This window comes from Streptococcus gingivalis, assembly GCF_035544715.1.
GTDB lineage: Bacteria > Bacillota > Bacilli > Lactobacillales > Streptococcaceae > Streptococcus > Streptococcus gingivalis.
The window spans coordinates 506,645-524,538 of sequence record NZ_JAYKTO010000001.1 but is presented as its reverse complement, the minus strand read 5'-3'; the positions used below and the strand labels follow the sequence as shown (position 1 = coordinate 524,538).

The 17,894-nt window shown below is 39.5% G+C and carries 22 protein-coding genes, 1 tRNA gene and 1 pseudogene; 19 read left to right on the top strand and 5 right to left on the bottom strand.

The window, feature by feature from the left end:
• Positions 1-9 precede the first annotated feature (9 nt).
• The 6 genes from nikA to SM122_RS02510 all read left to right on the top strand — a co-directional run bounded on the left by nikA (position 10) and on the right by SM122_RS02510 (position 5,535).
• On the top strand, positions 10-1,623 hold the full coding sequence (gene nikA / locus SM122_RS02535; protein WP_023023447.1) for a nickel ABC transporter substrate-binding protein: 1,614 nt from the start codon (positions 10-12) through the stop codon (positions 1,621-1,623).
• A 143-nt stretch (positions 1,624-1,766) separates the two neighbouring features.
• The gene (locus SM122_RS02530; RefSeq protein WP_023023445.1) at positions 1,767-2,705 is read left to right on the top strand and encodes an ABC transporter permease; all 939 of its coding nucleotides are present in this window, start codon (positions 1,767-1,769) and stop codon (positions 2,703-2,705) included.
• A complete protein-coding gene (locus tag SM122_RS02525) occupies positions 2,702-3,511 on the top strand; it encodes an ABC transporter permease (protein WP_023023443.1) in 810 nt (269 codons plus the stop codon). The genes SM122_RS02530 and SM122_RS02525 overlap by 4 nt, the downstream gene beginning before the upstream one ends.
• Positions 3,492-4,283 (top strand): ATP-binding cassette domain-containing protein, encoded by a 792-nt coding sequence (locus SM122_RS02520; RefSeq protein WP_023023441.1) that lies wholly within the window; start codon positions 3,492-3,494, stop codon positions 4,281-4,283. Before SM122_RS02525 ends, SM122_RS02520 begins: the two co-directional genes overlap by 20 nt.
• Complete coding sequence (locus SM122_RS02515; protein ID WP_003007012.1) at positions 4,270-4,926, top strand: ABC transporter ATP-binding protein; 657 nt, start codon at positions 4,270-4,272, stop codon at positions 4,924-4,926. Before SM122_RS02520 ends, SM122_RS02515 begins: the two co-directional genes overlap by 14 nt.
• Before the next feature lie 36 nt (positions 4,927-4,962).
• A complete protein-coding gene (locus SM122_RS02510) occupies positions 4,963-5,535 on the top strand; it encodes a flavin reductase family protein (RefSeq protein WP_009730901.1) in 573 nt (190 codons plus the stop codon).
• A 31-nt stretch (positions 5,536-5,566) separates the two neighbouring features.
• Here SM122_RS02510 and SM122_RS02505 read toward each other — a convergent pair whose 3' ends face one another.
• The 5 genes from SM122_RS02505 to SM122_RS02485 form a co-directional block, all read right to left on the bottom strand.
• Positions 5,567-5,689: a hypothetical protein gene (locus SM122_RS02505; RefSeq protein ID WP_003007019.1), complete on the bottom strand. Its 123-nt coding sequence runs from the start codon at positions 5,687-5,689 to the stop codon at positions 5,567-5,569.
• Positions 5,690-5,729: 40 nt separating this feature from the next.
• Entirely contained in the window at positions 5,730-6,494 is a 765-nt protein-coding gene (locus tag SM122_RS02500; RefSeq protein ID WP_229042362.1) for a hypothetical protein, read from the bottom strand.
• Between the two features lie 74 nt (positions 6,495-6,568).
• Positions 6,569-6,811 carry a type B 50S ribosomal protein L31 gene (locus tag SM122_RS02495; RefSeq protein ID WP_023023047.1) on the bottom strand — a complete coding sequence of 81 codons (243 nt, stop codon included), beginning with the start codon at positions 6,809-6,811 and terminating at the stop codon, positions 6,569-6,571.
• Between the two features lie 161 nt (positions 6,812-6,972).
• Positions 6,973-7,545, bottom strand: a complete 573-nt coding sequence (locus SM122_RS02490) for a lantibiotic ABC transporter permease (protein ID WP_155169120.1) — start codon at positions 7,543-7,545, stop codon at positions 6,973-6,975.
• Between the two features lie 96 nt (positions 7,546-7,641).
• Positions 7,642-8,586, bottom strand: coding sequence for a DHH family phosphoesterase (locus tag SM122_RS02485; protein ID WP_155169122.1), 945 nt, complete (start codon positions 8,584-8,586; stop codon positions 7,642-7,644).
• Positions 8,587-8,734: 148 nt separating this feature from the next.
• Here SM122_RS02485 and SM122_RS02480 point away from each other — a divergent pair, with 148 nt between their 5' ends.
• The 13 genes and pseudogenes from SM122_RS02480 (at position 8,735) to SM122_RS02420 (ending at position 17,734) form a co-directional block, all read left to right on the top strand.
• A complete protein-coding gene (locus SM122_RS02480) occupies positions 8,735-9,004 on the top strand; it encodes a TIGR04197 family type VII secretion effector (RefSeq protein ID WP_173018882.1) in 270 nt (89 codons plus the stop codon).
• Positions 9,005-9,021: 17 nt separating this feature from the next.
• Positions 9,022-9,381 (top strand): DUF3958 family protein, encoded by a 360-nt coding sequence (locus SM122_RS02475; protein ID WP_155169124.1) that lies wholly within the window; start codon positions 9,022-9,024, stop codon positions 9,379-9,381.
• A pseudogene (locus tag SM122_RS02470) lies at positions 9,371-11,353 on the top strand (DUF3114 domain-containing protein). Before SM122_RS02475 ends, SM122_RS02470 begins: the two are co-directional and overlap by 11 nt.
• Positions 11,274-11,921 carry a hypothetical protein gene (locus SM122_RS02465; RefSeq protein WP_229042363.1) on the top strand — a complete coding sequence of 216 codons (648 nt, stop codon included), beginning with the start codon at positions 11,274-11,276 and terminating at the stop codon, positions 11,919-11,921. Before SM122_RS02470 ends, SM122_RS02465 begins: the two are co-directional and overlap by 80 nt.
• Before the next feature lie 95 nt (positions 11,922-12,016).
• A complete protein-coding gene (locus tag SM122_RS02460) occupies positions 12,017-12,694 on the top strand; it encodes a hypothetical protein (RefSeq protein ID WP_229042364.1) in 678 nt (225 codons plus the stop codon).
• A 97-nt stretch (positions 12,695-12,791) separates the two neighbouring features.
• The gene (locus SM122_RS02455; RefSeq protein ID WP_229042365.1) at positions 12,792-13,490 is read left to right on the top strand and encodes a hypothetical protein; all 699 of its coding nucleotides are present in this window, start codon (positions 12,792-12,794) and stop codon (positions 13,488-13,490) included.
• Positions 13,491-13,652: 162 nt separating this feature from the next.
• Positions 13,653-14,096 carry a flavodoxin gene (locus SM122_RS02450; protein WP_003007049.1) on the top strand — a complete coding sequence of 148 codons (444 nt, stop codon included), beginning with the start codon at positions 13,653-13,655 and terminating at the stop codon, positions 14,094-14,096.
• Between the two features lie 63 nt (positions 14,097-14,159).
• A complete protein-coding gene (locus tag SM122_RS02445) occupies positions 14,160-14,432 on the top strand; it encodes a chorismate mutase (RefSeq protein ID WP_155169126.1) in 273 nt (90 codons plus the stop codon).
• Positions 14,433-14,478: 46 nt separating this feature from the next.
• Positions 14,479-15,642 carry a chloride channel protein gene (locus SM122_RS02440; protein ID WP_155169252.1) on the top strand — a complete coding sequence of 388 codons (1,164 nt, stop codon included), beginning with the start codon at positions 14,479-14,481 and terminating at the stop codon, positions 15,640-15,642.
• 123 nt (positions 15,643-15,765) lie between these two features.
• Entirely contained in the window at positions 15,766-16,113 is a 348-nt protein-coding gene (gene rplS / locus SM122_RS02435; RefSeq protein WP_003003254.1) for a 50S ribosomal protein L19, read from the top strand.
• Positions 16,114-16,156: 43 nt separating this feature from the next.
• Positions 16,157-16,228: transfer RNA gene (locus tag SM122_RS02430), tRNA-Arg, on the top strand.
• 459 nt (positions 16,229-16,687) lie between these two features.
• Positions 16,688-17,242, top strand: coding sequence for a hypothetical protein (locus SM122_RS02425; RefSeq protein WP_031575747.1), 555 nt, complete (start codon positions 16,688-16,690; stop codon positions 17,240-17,242).
• Positions 17,243-17,311: 69 nt separating this feature from the next.
• Entirely contained in the window at positions 17,312-17,734 is a 423-nt protein-coding gene (locus SM122_RS02420) for a hypothetical protein (RefSeq protein WP_031575749.1), read from the top strand.
• Positions 17,735-17,894: the final 160 nt, after the last annotated feature.

The following is a 17,894-nucleotide window of genomic DNA, read 5'->3' as shown; positions in this document are numbered from 1 at the left end:
GTTTATCTAATGAAAAATTTTTGGAAATTAGCTGTTACTAGTTTAGCAGTTTTGTGTTTAGCTGCCTGCCAGCAAAATGGTAAGTCTTCAGACAGCAGCGCTGAGAAAGATAAGATTACCCTCGCCTGGGGAGAAGACTTTGGAGATGTCAATCCTCACGTATATAATCCAGATCAATTTATTATTCAAGATTTGGTGTATGAAGGTCTTGTCCGTTACGGAGACAATGGGAAAATTGAGCCTGCCTTAGCAGAGAGCTGGAAGGTTAGTGACGATGGGAAAACCTATACCTTCAACTTGAGAAAAGCCAAATTCTCAGATGGCTCTGATTTCAACGCAGCTAATGTGAAGCGGAATTTCGATACGATTTTCTCAAAAGAAAACAAAGGAAACCATGAATGGTTTAACTTCACCAATGTATTGGATAGTTACAAAGTTGTTGATGATCATACCTTTGAAATTACCCTTAAAGAACCATACAGTGCCACACTTTACGATCTTTCTATGATTCGTCCAATTCGTTTCTTAGCAGATGCCAGCTTCCCGGATGGTGATGATACAACTAAGAATAAAATCAAATCCTCTATTGGTACTGGTCAATGGGTGGTCAAAGATAAAAAATCTAACGAGTACATCACTTTTGCACGTAATGAAAACTACTGGGGTGAAAAACCAAAACTGAAAGAAGTAACCATTAAGATAATTCCAGATGCCCAAACACGTGCTTTAGAATTTGAATCTGGTAAAGTAGATTTGCTTTATGGAAATGGTGTTATTGGTTTAAATACCTTCGCTCAATACAAGAAAGATAAGAAATATACAACGGATGTTTCGCAACCAATGTCTACTCGCTTGTTGCTCTTGAATGCCAAACAAGAAGTCTTCCAAGATAAGAATGTTCGTAAAGCTATTAACCATGCCATTAACAAAAAAGAAATTGCAGAGAAATTATTCATGGGGGCAGAAACTCCTGCCGATACCATCTTCTCTAAATCAACTCCTCACTCAGATGCTGGCTTAAAACCATATACATTTGACGAAAAAGAAGCAGAAAAAATGTTGGATGCTGCTGGTTGGAAGAAGGGATCTGATGGAATCCGTGCCAAAGATGGCAAGAAGATGGAATTGAATTTCCCTTACATTTCGACAAAAGCAACGGATAAAGATCTTGCAGAGTATTTCCAAGGCGAATTGAAGAAAATTGGTGTCGAAGTGAAATTGACGGCCATGGAAGAAGACGATTATTGGGCAAATGCGAAAACAGGAAACTTTGATATGATGCTTACCTTCTCTTGGGGAGCTCCATGGGACCCTCACGCATGGATGACAGCATTGACAGCTGAGTCTGCACATGGTCACCCAGAAAATGTTTCTCTTGAAGCCCTTCCAATTAAGAAAGAATTGGATGAAACCATCAAACAAACCTTGACAGAAGCTGATGAAGATAAAGTAGATGCTGGCTATAAGAAAGCTTTGACCTTGCTCCATGAGGAAGCGGTTTATATCCCATTGACTTATCAGTCAGTGATCTCTGTTTATCGTACAGGTGAGTTGAAAAATGTTCGTTTTGCTCCAGAAGAAAATGCCCTTCCAGTTCGCTATATCGAAAAAGTGAACAAATAAGGACAAGGTCTTGAATGAAGTAGACAATGTGGCCTCCATCAAAGTGACTTTCCTTTTATTTTGATATGGGACTCCGCTTTAGAGGATCAATGTTGATCTTTTAAAGCGGATCACATTGTTTTAGGAACTAAGTTTTATATGATATGAAAGCTATTTTTAAAAAAATTATTAGTTTTATAAGTGGTTTACTTGTTATCTCTATTATCACCTTTATCCTTACAAAATTTACGTCGCAGGATCCAGCAGAGAATTATCTGCGAATTCGGCATTTGCCAATCACTCCAGCGGCTCTTGAAAATGCAAGAACCTATTTGGGTTTGGATAAATCCTGGATTGAACAATATTTATCCTGGTTCGTAAAAGTTCTTCACCTAGACTTTGGAACCTCTTATTTACTGAAGGAATCCGTTGTCAGTTTAATTGCTAGTCGTTTTCTATCCACTTTTTATTTAGGACTGACTTCCTTTATTCTTATCATTGTCGTTTCTATTCCCATTGGGGTTATCAGTGGCTTGAAGACCAATTCCTTCTTTGACAAATGCATGCGTTTCATTGGCTTTAGCTCGGTATCCATGCCTGCCTTTTGGCTCGGTTACATGTTGATTTTTATTTTTTCTGTAAAATTAGGCTGGTTGCCTGTATCTGGTAAAAATGAACCTCTCAGTATCGTCTTACCGAGTATCACCTTAAGCTTTTCACTGATTGGCCAATACATTGCCTTAGTGCGAAAAGCCGTATCGACCCAGTTGGAGAGTCCACATGTTGAAAATGCACGCATGAGAGGGGTTAAGCTACGCTATCTTTTACCCCATCATATTCTACGAAATGCCTTACCTGCGATTGCCACTGGATTAAGTCTGACATTTGTTTATTTAATGACAGGATCCTTGATTGTTGAGGAAGTGTTCTCCTGGAATGGATTAGGAAGTTTGTTTGTAGAGGCGATTCGTTCGATTGATACACCTTTAATTCAAGGATGTATGATGTTATTTGGCTTATTATTCTTATTAAACAATGGCATGACGCAAGCGGTCAACCACTGGATTGACCCACGAGTAAGGAAGAGAGGAAAGAGTTCATGAGAAAAAGTGTTATTTTTTCCATTTTCATATTAGGTCTATTGATTTTCCTTGCTTTGTTTGCTTCCTTTATAGCGCCTTATGATCCGCAATATGTAGATGTTTCTAATAAGCTCTTAAGTCCAAGTCCCCAACATCTTTTAGGGACAGATCAATTGGGTAGAGATGTTTTTTCGAGACTCTTATATGGTGCACGCTATTCCTTATTCTTAGCTGTCGCAATTAGTGTCTTAGAAGTAGTGACTGGCTTTATTGTAGGTCTGGTCGTAGGGTGGTATCAGGGAAAAATGGAAGGAGCCTTTCTTTGGCTGACCAATGTCTTGATGGCCTTTCCTAGTTTTCTTCTTTCACTAGCTACTGTTGGAATCCTAGGACAAGGAATGAGCAATATGATCATTGCCATTGTCATTATCGAATGGATCTACTATGCAAGGATTGTGACAAATTTGGTCATTTCTACCAAACAAGAGCCCTATGTCATTAGTTCCCAGATCATGGGTATGGGTTCCATTCACATTCTGAAAAAGCATATTTTGCCCTTTATCTACAAGCCCGTACTGGTGATTCTTCTCATGAACATCGGGAATATCATTCTGATGATTTCTGGTTTTTCTTTCTTAGGAATTGGAGTCCAACCCAATGTTTCAGAGTGGGGCTTAATGTTGCATGATGCGCGGGCTTACTTCCGAGTGGCGCCTTGGATGATGATCGCACCAGGCTTAGCTATCTTTTTAACCGTCATTTCCTTTAACCTATTTGGTGAATATATCGAAGAGAAAGGAGAGAAGAATGGAATCATTCATCATTAAAGATCTTTCTCTTGTAGACCAAGAGGAGATGCGTCTGGATCGGGTGTCTTTCACCCATCCCTTAGGCCAATCCCTGCTAGTGGTGGGAGAAAGTGGATCTGGAAAAACGCTACTGACCAAGGCATTAATAGGGATTATCCCTCGGAACATGAAACAGACCGGATCGATTCATTATGGGGATCTCCATCTAGATTCTTTTTCAGACAAAGACTGGAAGGCATTTAGAGGGCAGAAAATCGCCTACCTGGTTCAAAATCCTATGTCCATGTTTAATCCCTTTCAAACGATTTGGACGCATTTCTATGAGACCATAAAAAGTCACTCAACTCTTTCCAAAAGTGAATGCCGCAAGAAAGCTCTTGAGGTTCTAGAAAAGGTTCGGATCGCAAATCCAGAATCGGTTCTCCAGCAATACTCCTTTGAACTAAGTGGAGGCATGCTCCAACGGATTATGTTAGGCATTATCTTATGTCTCGATCCAGAAACGATTATACTGGACGAACCAACCTCAGCGGTTGATCGTGTGAACCGTGAGATGATCCTAAGCTTGATCAAAGACTTACTGGCTCAGCATAAGACGGTTATTACCGTTACCCATGACTATTATTTGGCGAGGGAACTCGGGGGCAATATGTTGGTCTTGGAGAAGGGAAAAGTCGTTGAATTTGGAAAAACCGAGGATCTATTGACAGCTCCAAAAGAAAGTTATACCAAGGAATTATTCTTAGAACAAGATTTGAAGCAGGTGATCAGAAATAATGCTGGAATGTAAAGATATTACGGTCAACTATCAAGGTAAAACTGTATTAGATCATTGCAATCTATCCATCAAAAAAGGTGAAATTGTTGGAATTATGGGAGAAAGTGGGAGTGGCAAGTCCACCCTGGCACGTGTTATCTTAGGAATTGAAAAGCCAAGTCAAGGACAAGTTCTCTTAGATGGCAAGACCTATTCCATCAAAGAGGACGGCGTCCGCATCTTGGTCGTTTTCCAAGATTCCTTTCACGCAGTCAATCCACGATTTACTGTGAGAGAAATCTTACTAGAAGCTCTTCCCAAAGATTTTCCGATGGACCAGGTCGACACTGTTTTAAAAGAGGTAGGTCTACCATCAGAAGTACTAGAAAAAAGAGCAAGAGAATTAAGTGGTGGCCAGTTGCAAAGAGTTTGCATTGCCAGAACCTTGCTCCTAAACCCAGATGTCATTATTTTTGATGAATCTCTTAGTGGTTTGGATCCCAAAACCCAGGTTCAGATTTTACAATTGCTTTATAAGATTCATGGTAAGTATCAGAATACCTTTATCTTCATCGCCCACGATGAGCAATTGTGCCAGGCTATTTGTGATCGCATCCTGATCTTAGAAAATGGTCAATTTAACCGTGAAATTCAGGACGTAGCGGAAGCTACCTGATGTTTCGGAATAAGAAGTAGTAAAAAGGAGATAAGTGTGAAACAAACATTTGAAACACGTAAATTATATTTTGGATTTCCTGTGTTTTTCTTAGGATACAAGGATGATGCGCATGGCTATAATATTTCGACCTCTAGTTCAGCTTACACTCTCGGTAGTATGATGGTGGTTGCTATGAGAACCAAAGGAAATGCCGTCACAGAAATTAAAAAACACGGATCGTTCACCGTGAATATCCCTACAGAGGAGCTCTTAACAGAAGTTGAAATTGCTGGTTTCAATAGCCGCAAGGACAAGTTTGCTCTTACAGGTCTAGACTATACAATTGGGGAAACTGTAGACGCTCCAATGGTAACGGCTTGTCCAGTTTCCATTGAATGCCAAGTTGTTGAATTTGTAGAATGTGGAGCATTGACCAATATTATCGCTCGTGTAACCCGTCGTGAAGTAGAAGAAGACTTGATTGACGAAGATGGTACCTTCAAGAGCGATACTTTCTCACCGATCAGCTATATTGGAGATGGAGCTGGCCGTTATTATAGAAACTATAAAGATGGTGGTGTTCAAATGGGAAGCATCATCAAGAAAATCAGAGAAAATGAAGAATAGCAGAAAAAGGCTAGGTTACCCCTTAGCCTTTTTACTTTCCAAGCGCCACCTTTCGAAGAAGGGCTTTGCGTTTTCGTTCCTCTACCATGCTTAGAAACTTTTGGTAGGCTTTTTCTAGGTCAGCTTGGTATCCTTGTGGAACATTGAATTCCATCTGATCCAGAAAGACAGGAGCACTGGCCCCTTTATAAATTTCACCTTGAAAGAAGTAGTGCTTGCTGACAATGTCGATAGAAAGTTGAGAAGAGCGCCAGCGTCTTTTGCGGCGTGTGTTTAGGTTTCCATTGAAGTTTTAGCTGCTGATCCCGCAAGTACCAGCCCATGATCTCAAGGCTAGCTCTTTGACCAGTTTTGGGGTCTAGGTAGTCAGCAGGAACGCTTAAGACCTTGCTCCCTCGCTTACTAGATAAAAAAGGATGAAAATCAGGAATGAAGTCATAGTCTTTACTGGAGACAACCGATAGAGCATCAGGATCTTCCACCTGAGAACGGCTCGTATAGCGAAAAGGATCAAAGTCTGCCAGGTTTTTTGCTGTTCTTTTCCACTCGAGTTCATAAGCCGTGACCTGGTCCCCTATAGTACGTGTCAACTTTAGAAAAGAAAGGACGTCCTCGTGCGCCTGATAGAGAGCAACGATATTCTTTAACCGTGCTTCTGCAGAAAATTCGTAAAGATCTCGAGGAAAAGCCAAAATGTAGAGACTATTCAGAGATTCTAGAGGAACCTCAGCAATGCCATCAAAGAGCTCCTGACGCTCTATGAGACTAGCATGGGCAAATAAAAGGCTCTGCCCAGAATCTTGTTCTAGATCAATCACAAACAGTTGCATCTCTCTTTTAAAGCAGAGAATGAAATTATCCGCTGTTTCCTTCTCAAAACGAACCAACGGAATGGAAGAATAATGGTGGTAGGGTTTTAAGGAAAGATAAGTCCCCAATGTTTCTGTGATATAGTGCATTTCTCTATTGTAAGATAAGAAAGGAAGAACTCAAAAAAACCACTCCCGAAAGGGAAGTGGTTCTGTGTTGGTTCTTATTTGAGACCGTATTTTTTGTTGAAACGATCCACACGTCCATCTGCTTGAGTGAACTTTTGACGTCCAGTGTAGAATGGGTGTGAGTCTGATGAAATTTCAACACGGATCAATGGGTAAGTTTCACCTTCGAATTCAACTGTTTCGTTAGAGTACTTAGTTGAACCGCTGAGGAACTTGTAACCAGTAGTAGTGTCCATGAAGACAACAGGGCGATATTCTGGATGGATATCTTTTTTCATTTTGCAATATTTCCTTTCTGCCATGGTCTCTTTCCGAGCCATAGATTGTTACTAAGCTAGTTTACCAAATTTCCAGGATCTTGACAAGTATTTTCACTAATTTTATTTAAATTAATGATCAAAAAAATCACCCTGGCTAAGCCAAGGCGATGATGATCTTATTATTGTTCAGATTGATTTGGATCTTTTGGTGCTTCAACTGGTTGATCAGCTTGTCCCTCAGTGTGTTCGTGTGATTCTTTTTTGATTTCATTTACAGCAGTTTTTACAGTAGAAGTTGTCACGCGTCCAACTGATTGGGCAAATCCTTTACCAGATTCGGCAAGTTCTTCGAATGTTCCTTTAGTGATTTTACCACCTGACATCGCCAAGAGACCAGTTACAACAATAGCGATGCTTGCAATCAAAGTAAGGATTAACCCAAAGCCGATTGAAACCAATCCACCTAACTCAGAGGTAAACTCACTTCCATTGAAGGTTGCAAACAATGAAACCAATGTAGAAATAAAACCTGCAACAATGATGATAGTTGAAAAAGTTTTATTTAAAGGGGTATTGATGTTATTCAAGCAGGCAAGAACGATAGAGCCAATAGAAAGGACGATTACAATCCATCCGCTATTTTGGATTCCAGAAATGCTAATAACTCCAAAGACAGTGGTATACCATGGCAAGAAAGTACCAAGAATTGCTACCGCAGCAGAGATAATGATAAACAATCTATTTTTTTCCATAATAGGTCTCCTTAAAAATTGTATTAGCTTTATTTTACCATAAGAAAGATCAAATGAAAACCCCGTGACCAAGATAAAAAGGCTGAGAAATCGTTCTCAGCCTTCGTTCGTGCGAGCCACTTCTTGTAGCTCTTTGTAGATTTGGTCGTTTTCTTCGAGGGAGTAGGAGTTGGCTCCACTAGCTAGTGGATGGCCACCACCATTATGACGTTTGGCAATCTCGTTGATCACTTTTCGTTTGCTACGCATCCGGACACGGAAGTGACCGTCGGCCTGCTCGACAAAGATAGCCCAAACAGACACGGTATCGATGCGTCCAGGAGCTCCGACAATTGCAGCAGTCTCTGAATCCCGTAGATCGAATTTCTTTAAGAGCTCTTGTGTCAAGGTAACACGCGCAGCACCATGTTCATCGATCTCAAGATGGTCATAGACATAGCCTTGAAGCTTAGCAGTTTTGAGATTGATCGTATCCATCTGACGAGCAAGTGCTGTAAAATCAAAGGGAATGCTTCGAAGAGTTGCAGCGATCTCAAAAGTCCGAGTCGAAGTAGCAGGATAAAGGAAGCGACCTGTATCGCCAACAATCCCAGCATAGAGGAGACGCGCAGCACTAACCGGGAGTTCGAGATCCAATTCTTTAGCAAAAAGTGCAATCAGCTCACTGGTAGAGCTTGAGTCTGTATCAACCCAGAGCAGATCGCCATATGCATCGTCATTTGGATGGTGGTCGATCTTGATCAGGAAATCACCAGTCATATAGCGTTTGTCATCGATTCGGGGAGTATTGGCTGTATCACAGACAATCACTAAAGCCCCCTCATAATCCTCATCCTTGACCTCATCCATCTCAGCAAGCCAAGTCAAGGTCGGTTCATCATAGCCAGTTGCCAAGACCCGCTTTTGAGAGAAGTGCGCACGCAGGAGATCTCGCAAGCCCACTTGGCTCCCAATCGCATCCGGATCCGGATTCTGGTGACGGTGGATAATAATTGTGTCATAAGCTTGAATCTTTTCAAGAATGTCATTCATTACGTTCATACATTACCTCGTTTTCTTAGTCAATTTTAACATAAGAAAGGCCCATCCAGCAAGCGTTTATCACTATGTAGGAACTATGGAAGCGGTTTTACAGAAGTTCAATATTTTGGTAGAATGGATGAATAGATTGAGTATGGGAGGGACTAGGATGATTGAAATTAAAAGTAATGCTGATACGGCGCAAGAGTTAGCGGCTTCTTTAAAAAGTAGTGGGAATGCACTTTCGGGAGTTGCATCAGCTTCAAAAGATGAACAAACCAAACTATCCGGTAATGATGCTGCCCATCAAGCCATTGATACTGCTAAAACCAAAGCAGAAGAAATTGCAGCAGCGATTGAATCAATCGGGACCAACCTACAAAGTGTTTCAACTGGATTTACAGAAGTGGATCAAGCGACTGCTGCGAGCATGCAATAGGTTGAAAGAGTAGGAAGATGGATTACGATCAACGACTGTCAGAATTAAGAAAAAAAGAAGACCAACTTTTCCAGAAAGAAAGGGCCATTATAAAAGAAACAAGAAAGTTGGAAGAGGATTTGAACCGCTTTGAAGCGTATAGCTATGATGCACACCGTTTTTTATGGAATGTATTTGAATCTTATCCTTCCTCTAGAAATTTTTTTGACCACCTTCAGGAGGAAGCCCTTCATGAATCGCAAAAAATTTCAACTAGTTATTTGGAAGAAATAGATGAATTAGCTATCCAAAAAAGAACAATCGAAGATGATTTAAATGATATTTATCACGAACGAAAAAAACTAAACTTTGAAAAGGAGTGTGACGATGGGAATTGAAGTTTATCGAGGTAGTTTGGATAGTCAGGCTACTAGCACAGGGACGATGGTTGAGCAGCAACTGAAAGCCTATGAGGCACTAGAAAGATCATTAACCCAAATAGAAAACTCAGCCTCACGCTTGTCTGGACAAGCTTACGACTCTTTTAGAACCTTTGTGACAAGTGTTGTCAAGCCATTGAAAGAGGCCGGGATAGCTTTAGCGGATGCGACACAAGAAAGTGTGAAAAAGCTCCCAAAATCCTATCGCTCTGAGGTGGCTGATGAGGACTTATAGGAAGAAAAGTTGGTTTCTGATATTGAACAGTGTGATCGGATGATTGCTATGTTTCATGCGGAGATTAATGAAATTGCAGCTAGTAAATCGACTAGTGCTGGAGATTTTCAACGCTTGCAGAGATTACAGCGACTTCAAGGCTTAAACGTATTAGATGGTATTGTAAAAGCTGCTAGAAATAAACTACAAGAAAAATTAAACAAACTAAGAGCGTTTAATGCAACGTCACCAAGCATCTTCTGGGAAATTGATGTTTTAGCCCAAGCTATTCAAATAGCTGTCAATCAAATTAACGTAGCGTGGGATCCAAATACGGGAATGTATTCTATTCCAAAGGATTTATCCTGGTCTGATCTCGTAAATGAAACGATTAAGAATAAAGAGTTTGAAAATGAATATTTGCCAACGAAACCAAAGGATGTATCAGCGTTCGAATATAACCAATTTCTCACGGGATTACGTGAACAATCAGTGAACCTTAAAGAAATAGATGGTTGGGATAAGGATGCCATCAAAGGTTATGTCAAAGGCGTTTCAAAAAGAACAGCAGATATCAAGACAGGTAGCGAGTTAAATGCAAGGAGAGATGCTTTATATGCGGAAACCAAGGAGATTGGATCTGATATTTATACAGAGATGTATGCTAGTAGTAAACTTGATTCGAAAGCAAAAATAGAACTTGTTCTTAAGCAATTAGGTGCAGAAACGGATGGTAATCAGTTTATGCATTTGACAAGCAAGACTCATAAAATTTCAGAGAACCTACCACCACACGGTGATTTCAACATGTATTTCAGACGTGATGTTGTAAAAGCATTCGGTGATAAACATCTTAATTCATTGAAAGATAAAAAACTTACTGATGAAGAACGCAATAATGAACTAAAGAAAATTAGTCAAAAAGAAATTGCATTGCGGCAGCAAGTCCATTTCTTCCGTTATTACTTGGATCGTCAAGCGATTTACTATATTCGCAGTCATTACGAAGGAGCAAATGATTACGAAAAACTGTTAGCATATGGTAAAGAAAATAATATTGAATTTGATTATACAACTGGCTCTAACTACCATAACCGCTTCACTCCAAAAGATGGCTTCAAACATCCCTATAATATGAAGGTTCAAGTACCCAAAGGCAATTCATCTAAAGGGAATGATTTAAACAATGCTCGGATGGTGGAGTTTATTGTGAATATGGATACCGGCGAGTTTGATAGCCAATGGGATGCCTATGACAAGCACAAACTTCCAAATGGTCGCTATGATTCCAACCCAGATCATTATTCTGAAGAAGAATTAAGAGAAATTGCAAATACGGAGTCCTTTAACTATGGTCCTTCAAAAGGTGATAATTCTGATGTTACTAAGTTTTACGAAGGTAAACATGGAATGCTCGATGTGGATGGCACTCCTGAGCCAGCTACTCGAACTGAAGCAAAAAAACTATTTCGCTATGAAGATGATTTGGGTAAAACAGATGAAAAAACTGGTCATGTAGGTCAATTCGCGGATATTGTAAAAGGAGGAGGACATGAAGATTATGAAGCATGGCAACGTAATACAAAAGGAATGTCAGAAAAAGAAAAAATGGAAGAGTATAATAAATATAAAAGTTATGCTAGTGGCATTAAGCCTAGCGATCGCGGGTATAATAAGTATACTCGTAGCCCTGAGTACATCAAAGAGCATAAGTGATACTCATTCAATATTAATAAATAAACGTTATATTGAGACTCAAAGTATTTCAGATAATGATAAAAAATTATCAATCAGTGCGGGTTTTGATTTAAAAGATAAAGAATTTTTTTATTACCATGGAGCTGCAATAAAAAATAGTAAATTGTATGGTGGTAGTCAGGAATATAGTGCTGCGGAGTATTATAAAAGAGCTTTGGATATTGAGCTCACTTCAGCACTTTTAAATCACCACATTAATATTGAAGATATAAAAGATTCCAACTATCAAATCACTCGTTCAACTGATTCATTCATCAATAAAAAATTATTAGATGAAAAACATCCGCCAGAATTTGAAGGTAGATATTCTATCAAGGATAGTCAATTTTCCAAAGTTCGTATCACCTACAACAAAGAGTTTCTACCTACTAAAATTGAGTGGTACTATAAGGGTGAAGAAGGGCTAAAATGGTACACTTGGCGCACGTATTCATACCCATTTAAGAATAAGGCTGAATTTAATAAGAAGCTTGATGAAGAAATCGAAACTATTAAAGAAATTCAAGAAGAAAATGAGGGTGATTGACCTGTTATTGAAATAAAGCTGAGCTTATTTAGGGCCCAGCTTTATTGTTAGGAAGACACTTCCTTTTAGGTATATATTTTGTTAGAATGAGAGAGATGAAACACATTAAAAGATTAACAAGCAAATGGGAATTATTGTTTCATTTGCCAAAAATAATGATGGCAATTCTTGCCCTGTTTTTTATAAGTAGTTGCAGTAACAATCGATCAGCATTGAATGTTTTAAAGAAAAAGCAATTTGTTATGATCAAAATGGGAGATCCTACCGAAGAGCATTTTGAGGTTGGGTTGGATCTTGATAAAAAGGAATATTACTATAATGATGAAACGGCAGTGAAAGACGATACAGTTTATGGCGGTTATAAAGCAGACTGGGATCGTAAACAGTATTACAAATCTGCGATAAATGAAGAACTCTCATCGGTATTATTGAGCAACAAAATTACTACTGATGAAATAAAGAAATCTAACTATCAAATTACGAGCTCACCAAAAAGGTTTGTGGACGATAAATTGATGAAAGAAGAGTATCACTCAGAATTTGAGGCGATTTATTTAAATAAAAAACGTCAATTCACCAAAGTTCGTATCACCTACAACAAAGAATTTTTACCAACCAAAATCGAGTGGTACTATAAGGGTGAAAAAGGTCTGAAATGGTACACTTGGCGCACGTATTCATACCCATTTAAGAATAAAGCTGAATTTAATAAGAAGCTTGATGAAGAAATCAAAACTATTAAAGAAATTCAAAAAGAAAATGAGGGTGATTGACCTGTTTTTGAAATAAATCTTAGCTTATTTAGGGCTCAACTATTTTGTTAGGAAGACATTTCCTTTGGATTAGATATGTTGTTAGAATGATGTGGAAATGATGAAAGAAGTTAAAAAGAGACGATTCAGTTTAAAAGTTTTTCTAGTTGCTTTGATTCTTGTAGTTGTTGCTGGAATTTTCATAGTTGTTCAAAGAGGTAAGATTCAAGAAGATTCAAAATCGATATTAGAACAACAGCGGTTTATTGTTGTGGATAGCTCGATAAATGGAAATTTATATAAATATAATTTTGAAAACGGATATGATCTAAAGAATAATAATTTTTATAGTATCACACAAGTCGTAGTAAAAAATGGTAAAAAATATGGCAGTTATTCGGACGAAAAACCATCTGATAGGTATCATAGAAACTTATACCGAAATGTCACTTCCGCAATTCTGAATTTAAAGGTTCCAAAAGAAGAGATCGAGGAGTCAAACTTTATCATTGAACGAGATCCGAAATCTCTAATCACTAAATCACAAGTGAAAGGAAAAATGACACCTGGATTTGAGGCTAAAGTTTTAGATAAAGAAGACCAATTTACCAAAGTGCGGATCACCTATAATCGAGATTATTTACCGATCAAACTTGAATGGTATTTTAAAGGGAAAAATGGGTTGAAGTGGTACACCTGGAGCCGTTTTTCATATCCATATAAGACTGAATCTGAATTTAATAAAAAACTAGATGAAGAAATCCAGCGTATTAAAGATATTAAAGAGGAGTACGAGTTGGAGAAGAAAAACGGATAATAATTGAACGATTAAAGCAATTCAAGAAGAAAACGAGGGTGATTAGGTTGAATCGGTCCAAATTCTTGAAACGTGTCCCTTCTTTCACCTTATCGGGAAAGGTTTCGTGCAAAATGCTTGAAAAAGTGGTATAATACGGGAAATAGATTTTGGGAGGAAATTATGACTGTAGCGAAGATTGTTTTTGCTAGTATGACCGGAAATACTGAAGAAATTGCTGATATCGTAGCGGACAAATTCCGTGATCTTGGTGTCGAAGTAGATGTGGATGAGTGTACAACTGTGGATGCGGAGGACTTCCTTGATGCGGATATCGCAGTGGTAGCGACTTATACATACGGTGATGGAGAACTTCCAGATGAGATCCAAGATTTCTACGAAGATTTGGCTGGCCTTGATCTCAAAGGCAAACTTTACGGTGTTGTAGGATCAGGTGATACCTTCTACGATGAATTCTGTAAAGCAGTTGATGATTTCGACCGTTGCTTCGCTGCGACTGGTGCTGAAAAAGGTTCTGAGTGTGTCAAAGTTGATTTGTCTGCAGAAGACGAAGACATTGAAAAATTAGAAGCCTTTGCAGAAGAACTCGTAGCAAAAGCAAATTAATGACAAAGAGGCTGGATAGATGGATTACAGCCTCGATTTATATCCAAAATAAAGAGGAGACACATGGATTTAGATCAGATTCGTAAGGACATTGACCAGATCGATCAAGAGCTTGTAGCCTTGCTGGAAAAACGGATGGTTTGTGTCAGTCAGATTGTAGAATATAAGGAGCAGCAGGGCCTACCTGTGCTCGATCAGGGAAGGGAAAGAGAGGTGCTAGAGAAAGTCGGCTCTCTTGTGACGGATGATCAGTATCGCACGACTATTCAATCCCAGTTCCAAGATATGATGAAGCGCTCGAGAGACTTCCAAGAGGAGGTGAGGGTGCGTGACTAGTCTATCTATCAAGCAAAAAGCACAACAGTATGTGGTCCTAACAGGGATGGCTCTTTTCATTGGTCTCTTGGTCGGTGCCATTGACATGATTTTTGGTCAAGGTCTTCTCCTGATCGGGGATTTCCGAAGCCAGCATTGGCCCTTGATTCTTTTTCTGGCCTTAGCGGGGCTTGTCATCGTTTATCTTTATAAACGTTTTGGTGGCAAGGCTTCAAAAGGAATGGGCCTCATCTTTGATGTCGGACACGTGCGTGAGGAGAAAATCCCCTTGGTCTTGGTGCCTTTGATCATGCTGACGACCTGGATGAGCCACCTCTTTGGTGGTTCGGTCGGTCGGGAAGGTGTAGCGGTCCAGATCGGAGCGACCCTTTCGCATCGTTTTGCCCGTCATATCAAGATTCCAGATGCTTCGCGTATTTTTCTCATGACCGGGATGGCAGCTGGTTTTGCGGGGCTCTTTCAGACGCCACTCGCAGCAACCTTCTTTGCTCTCGAAGTCTTGACAGTTGGGGAGTTGCAGTTGATGGCTCTCTATCCTGCGCTCATCGCCTCAATAGTGGCTAGCTTCACCTCTCATGCCCTTGGTTTGGAGAAATTTGCTGTGCCACTGAGAGAAACGCTGAGCTGGACACCAGAGACCTTGATCAAAGTTGCCCTTCTTGGATTAGCTTTTGGACTCGCTGGGAAACTCTTTGCAGTTAGCCTTTCCTGGTTGAAGAAAACAGTCGCGAAAGTACTGCCTAATCCTTATATTCGGATTGCCCTTATAGGGGCTGGACTTAGCTTGGTCCTCTTGACCCTCCAGTTCACCAAGGTCGGCACTTATAGTGGACTTGGAACCAATCTGATTGATGTGGCTTTTCATCAGGGTAGTGCGCAGAGTTATGACTGGATCTTGAAGCTCCTCTTTACCGTGGTGACGATTTCAGCTGGTTACCAAGGAGGAGAAGTGACCCCGCTCTTTGCGATCGGAGCTACGCTTGGAGTCTTTCTTGCTCCTATGCTGGGCTTACCAGTCTTAGTCGTGGCTGCTATCGGATATGCTAGTGTCTTTGGCAGTGCGACGACGACCTTGCTCGCACCGATCTTAATCGGAGGAGAAGTCTTTGGCTATGCCAACCTGCCATTCTTCGTCATTGCTTGCGCTATCGCCTATTGCCTGCCAAAAGAGTGGAGCATTTATTCCGGTCAAAAAGTTGCGAAAAAGTAGAGAAAAGAGCTTTACAAACCTGAAATTATCTGATATGATAGTTTCTGTGCGTAATGGAAGCACAAAAATACAGTTTATCCGCTGAGGGAGGTCCCTCAAGATTGACGAAGATAGGAGAATAAAATGAATCCATTAATCCAAAGCTTGACTGAAGGTCAACTTCGTACTGATATCCCTGCATTCCGTCCTGGTGACACTGTTCGTGTACACGCGAAAGTTGTCGAAGGATCTCGTGAACGTATCCAGATCTTTGAAGGCGTTGTTATCGCTCGTAAAGGTCAAGGACACACTGAAATGTACACTGTTCGTAAAATCTCTAATGGTGTCGGTGTTGAACGTACATTCCCAGTACACACTCCACGTGTAGAAAAGATTGAAGTTGTACGTTACGGTAAAGTACGTCGTGCGAAATTGTACTACCTTCGTGCATTGCAAGGTAAAGCAGCTCGTATTAAAGAAATCCGTCGTTAAGACGAACAAGGAGGCGGGAGTGATCTCGCTTCTTTTTTTATCGGTCCCCTTAGTTCAATGGATATAACAACTCCCTCCTAAGGAGTAGTTGCTGGTTCGATTCCGGCAGGGGACATAAATAGAAAAGAACACTGAATCTTCAGTGTTTTTTTGTTGGTTTATGCAAGGATGGTTCTTGGGGAAAGTTCTTGTATGGTATAATAGTGGAAAACGTAACATTGTCTTTTAAGGTAATTCTATCATGTTGGAATACCAAATTAAGAAGATTATGAGTGCTCTGCAAGTTTAGTCTAAAAGGGATATAAGAAAAGGAAGGAAAATGAAAATTTCTAGTCCAAGGTCTATCATCACTTTTGATTATGAAAATGGTAATGTTTTAAAAGCAAAAGGGAGAATTGTTGATTGATGGAAGTTTTACTGTATATAGGTCAAGTATACAGAATTGTGAGGCATCATTCAACCACATTCGTATCACACAGAACGAGATTGATAAACTTGTCGAGGAAGTGCAGTCCATGATGACTGAGCAAACAATGCATCTCGAATTTATCTGAGTTAGAGTAGGAGAAGGATGATGAAAATCGATTACGGTGAACGGATGGTCATATGGGAGTGGGATGGTTGTGTAATAAAGATAGAACAACCAGATATCATTCATGCGGAATATAATAAAGATGAGAACATTGTTATCGTCTATAGTGGAGAAAACTTTGTAAGCAAAATCATTTTCTACTTTAGTTTAGAAGGAAAATTGTTAGGGCAACAAAATATACTAGAAGGAACCCTAGATTGGAATCATAATGGGAAGCATCAGATTAGTTTTCATCATTTACATTATCTTCGCTTTAGCCCTAAATATCAGCGAATCTTCAGTATATTTCGCTCATCCAGCGATTTTGACGTTCCATCAGAACTAGAGGTTTATAATTTAGAAGGTGAGAAAATCGACCAAATTGAATCTCCTGCAGGATTTACTATGCTATATATTTCTGAGATAAGTAAGAAGAAACTGGGAATTGTATGCGAGGCTCTTAAAGAGGATTGTTTTGATAAATCTGGTCGAAGAGATTTCTATTTTAATTTGGAGTTAGAAACTAGAAAATGGGTAAAAGATGGCATCGCCTATTGAGGATGAGAAAAAGAAGCCTGATTTTATGATATTCTGGTTGAGAAAATAACTTGCACTAGGAGAATACAAATGAAACCAACAAAACTAGAATGGGAAGATGTTACCAAGTTTGAAGAGGTAAAAGGATACGGTCAGCATATATGGAGAGATGAGGACAAGTATTATTTGGTTTTAGAAGAAGGAACCGTAGTTTCTTGGTTAGTTGTCTATGAATTACCAAATGAGCTGTTTGCCTTATTAGATAGTGGGGAAAGAACGCTAAGCGAAGTATCTTGGAAGATTAAACACGATTCTTGGCCACCGTCAGAAGAAGAAAAGAACGAAATTAGAAAAGATAGAGCTAGAAAAAAGCCAATTGTGCTGATTTCTAACCGTAAAAATCAGTTGCTTTTTAGTAACAAAGAACTTGAAATACTTATTCCCAAAGCGGAACAACAATGGATAGAATCAATGGGTAAACTTCCAGATGATTATGTATCACCATTGAAATAGACAAAAAGAAATAGTATGACAACAGAAATTCAACAATACAAAAATTGTACGATATTAAAAAACAAGAATGATTATCAGATCCTGTGGAGTAGAGGGAAAGAAGTGCTTAACTTTCCCATTAGCCAAAAATTAGCAGAACGTGTTTCAAAATCAGAAAAAG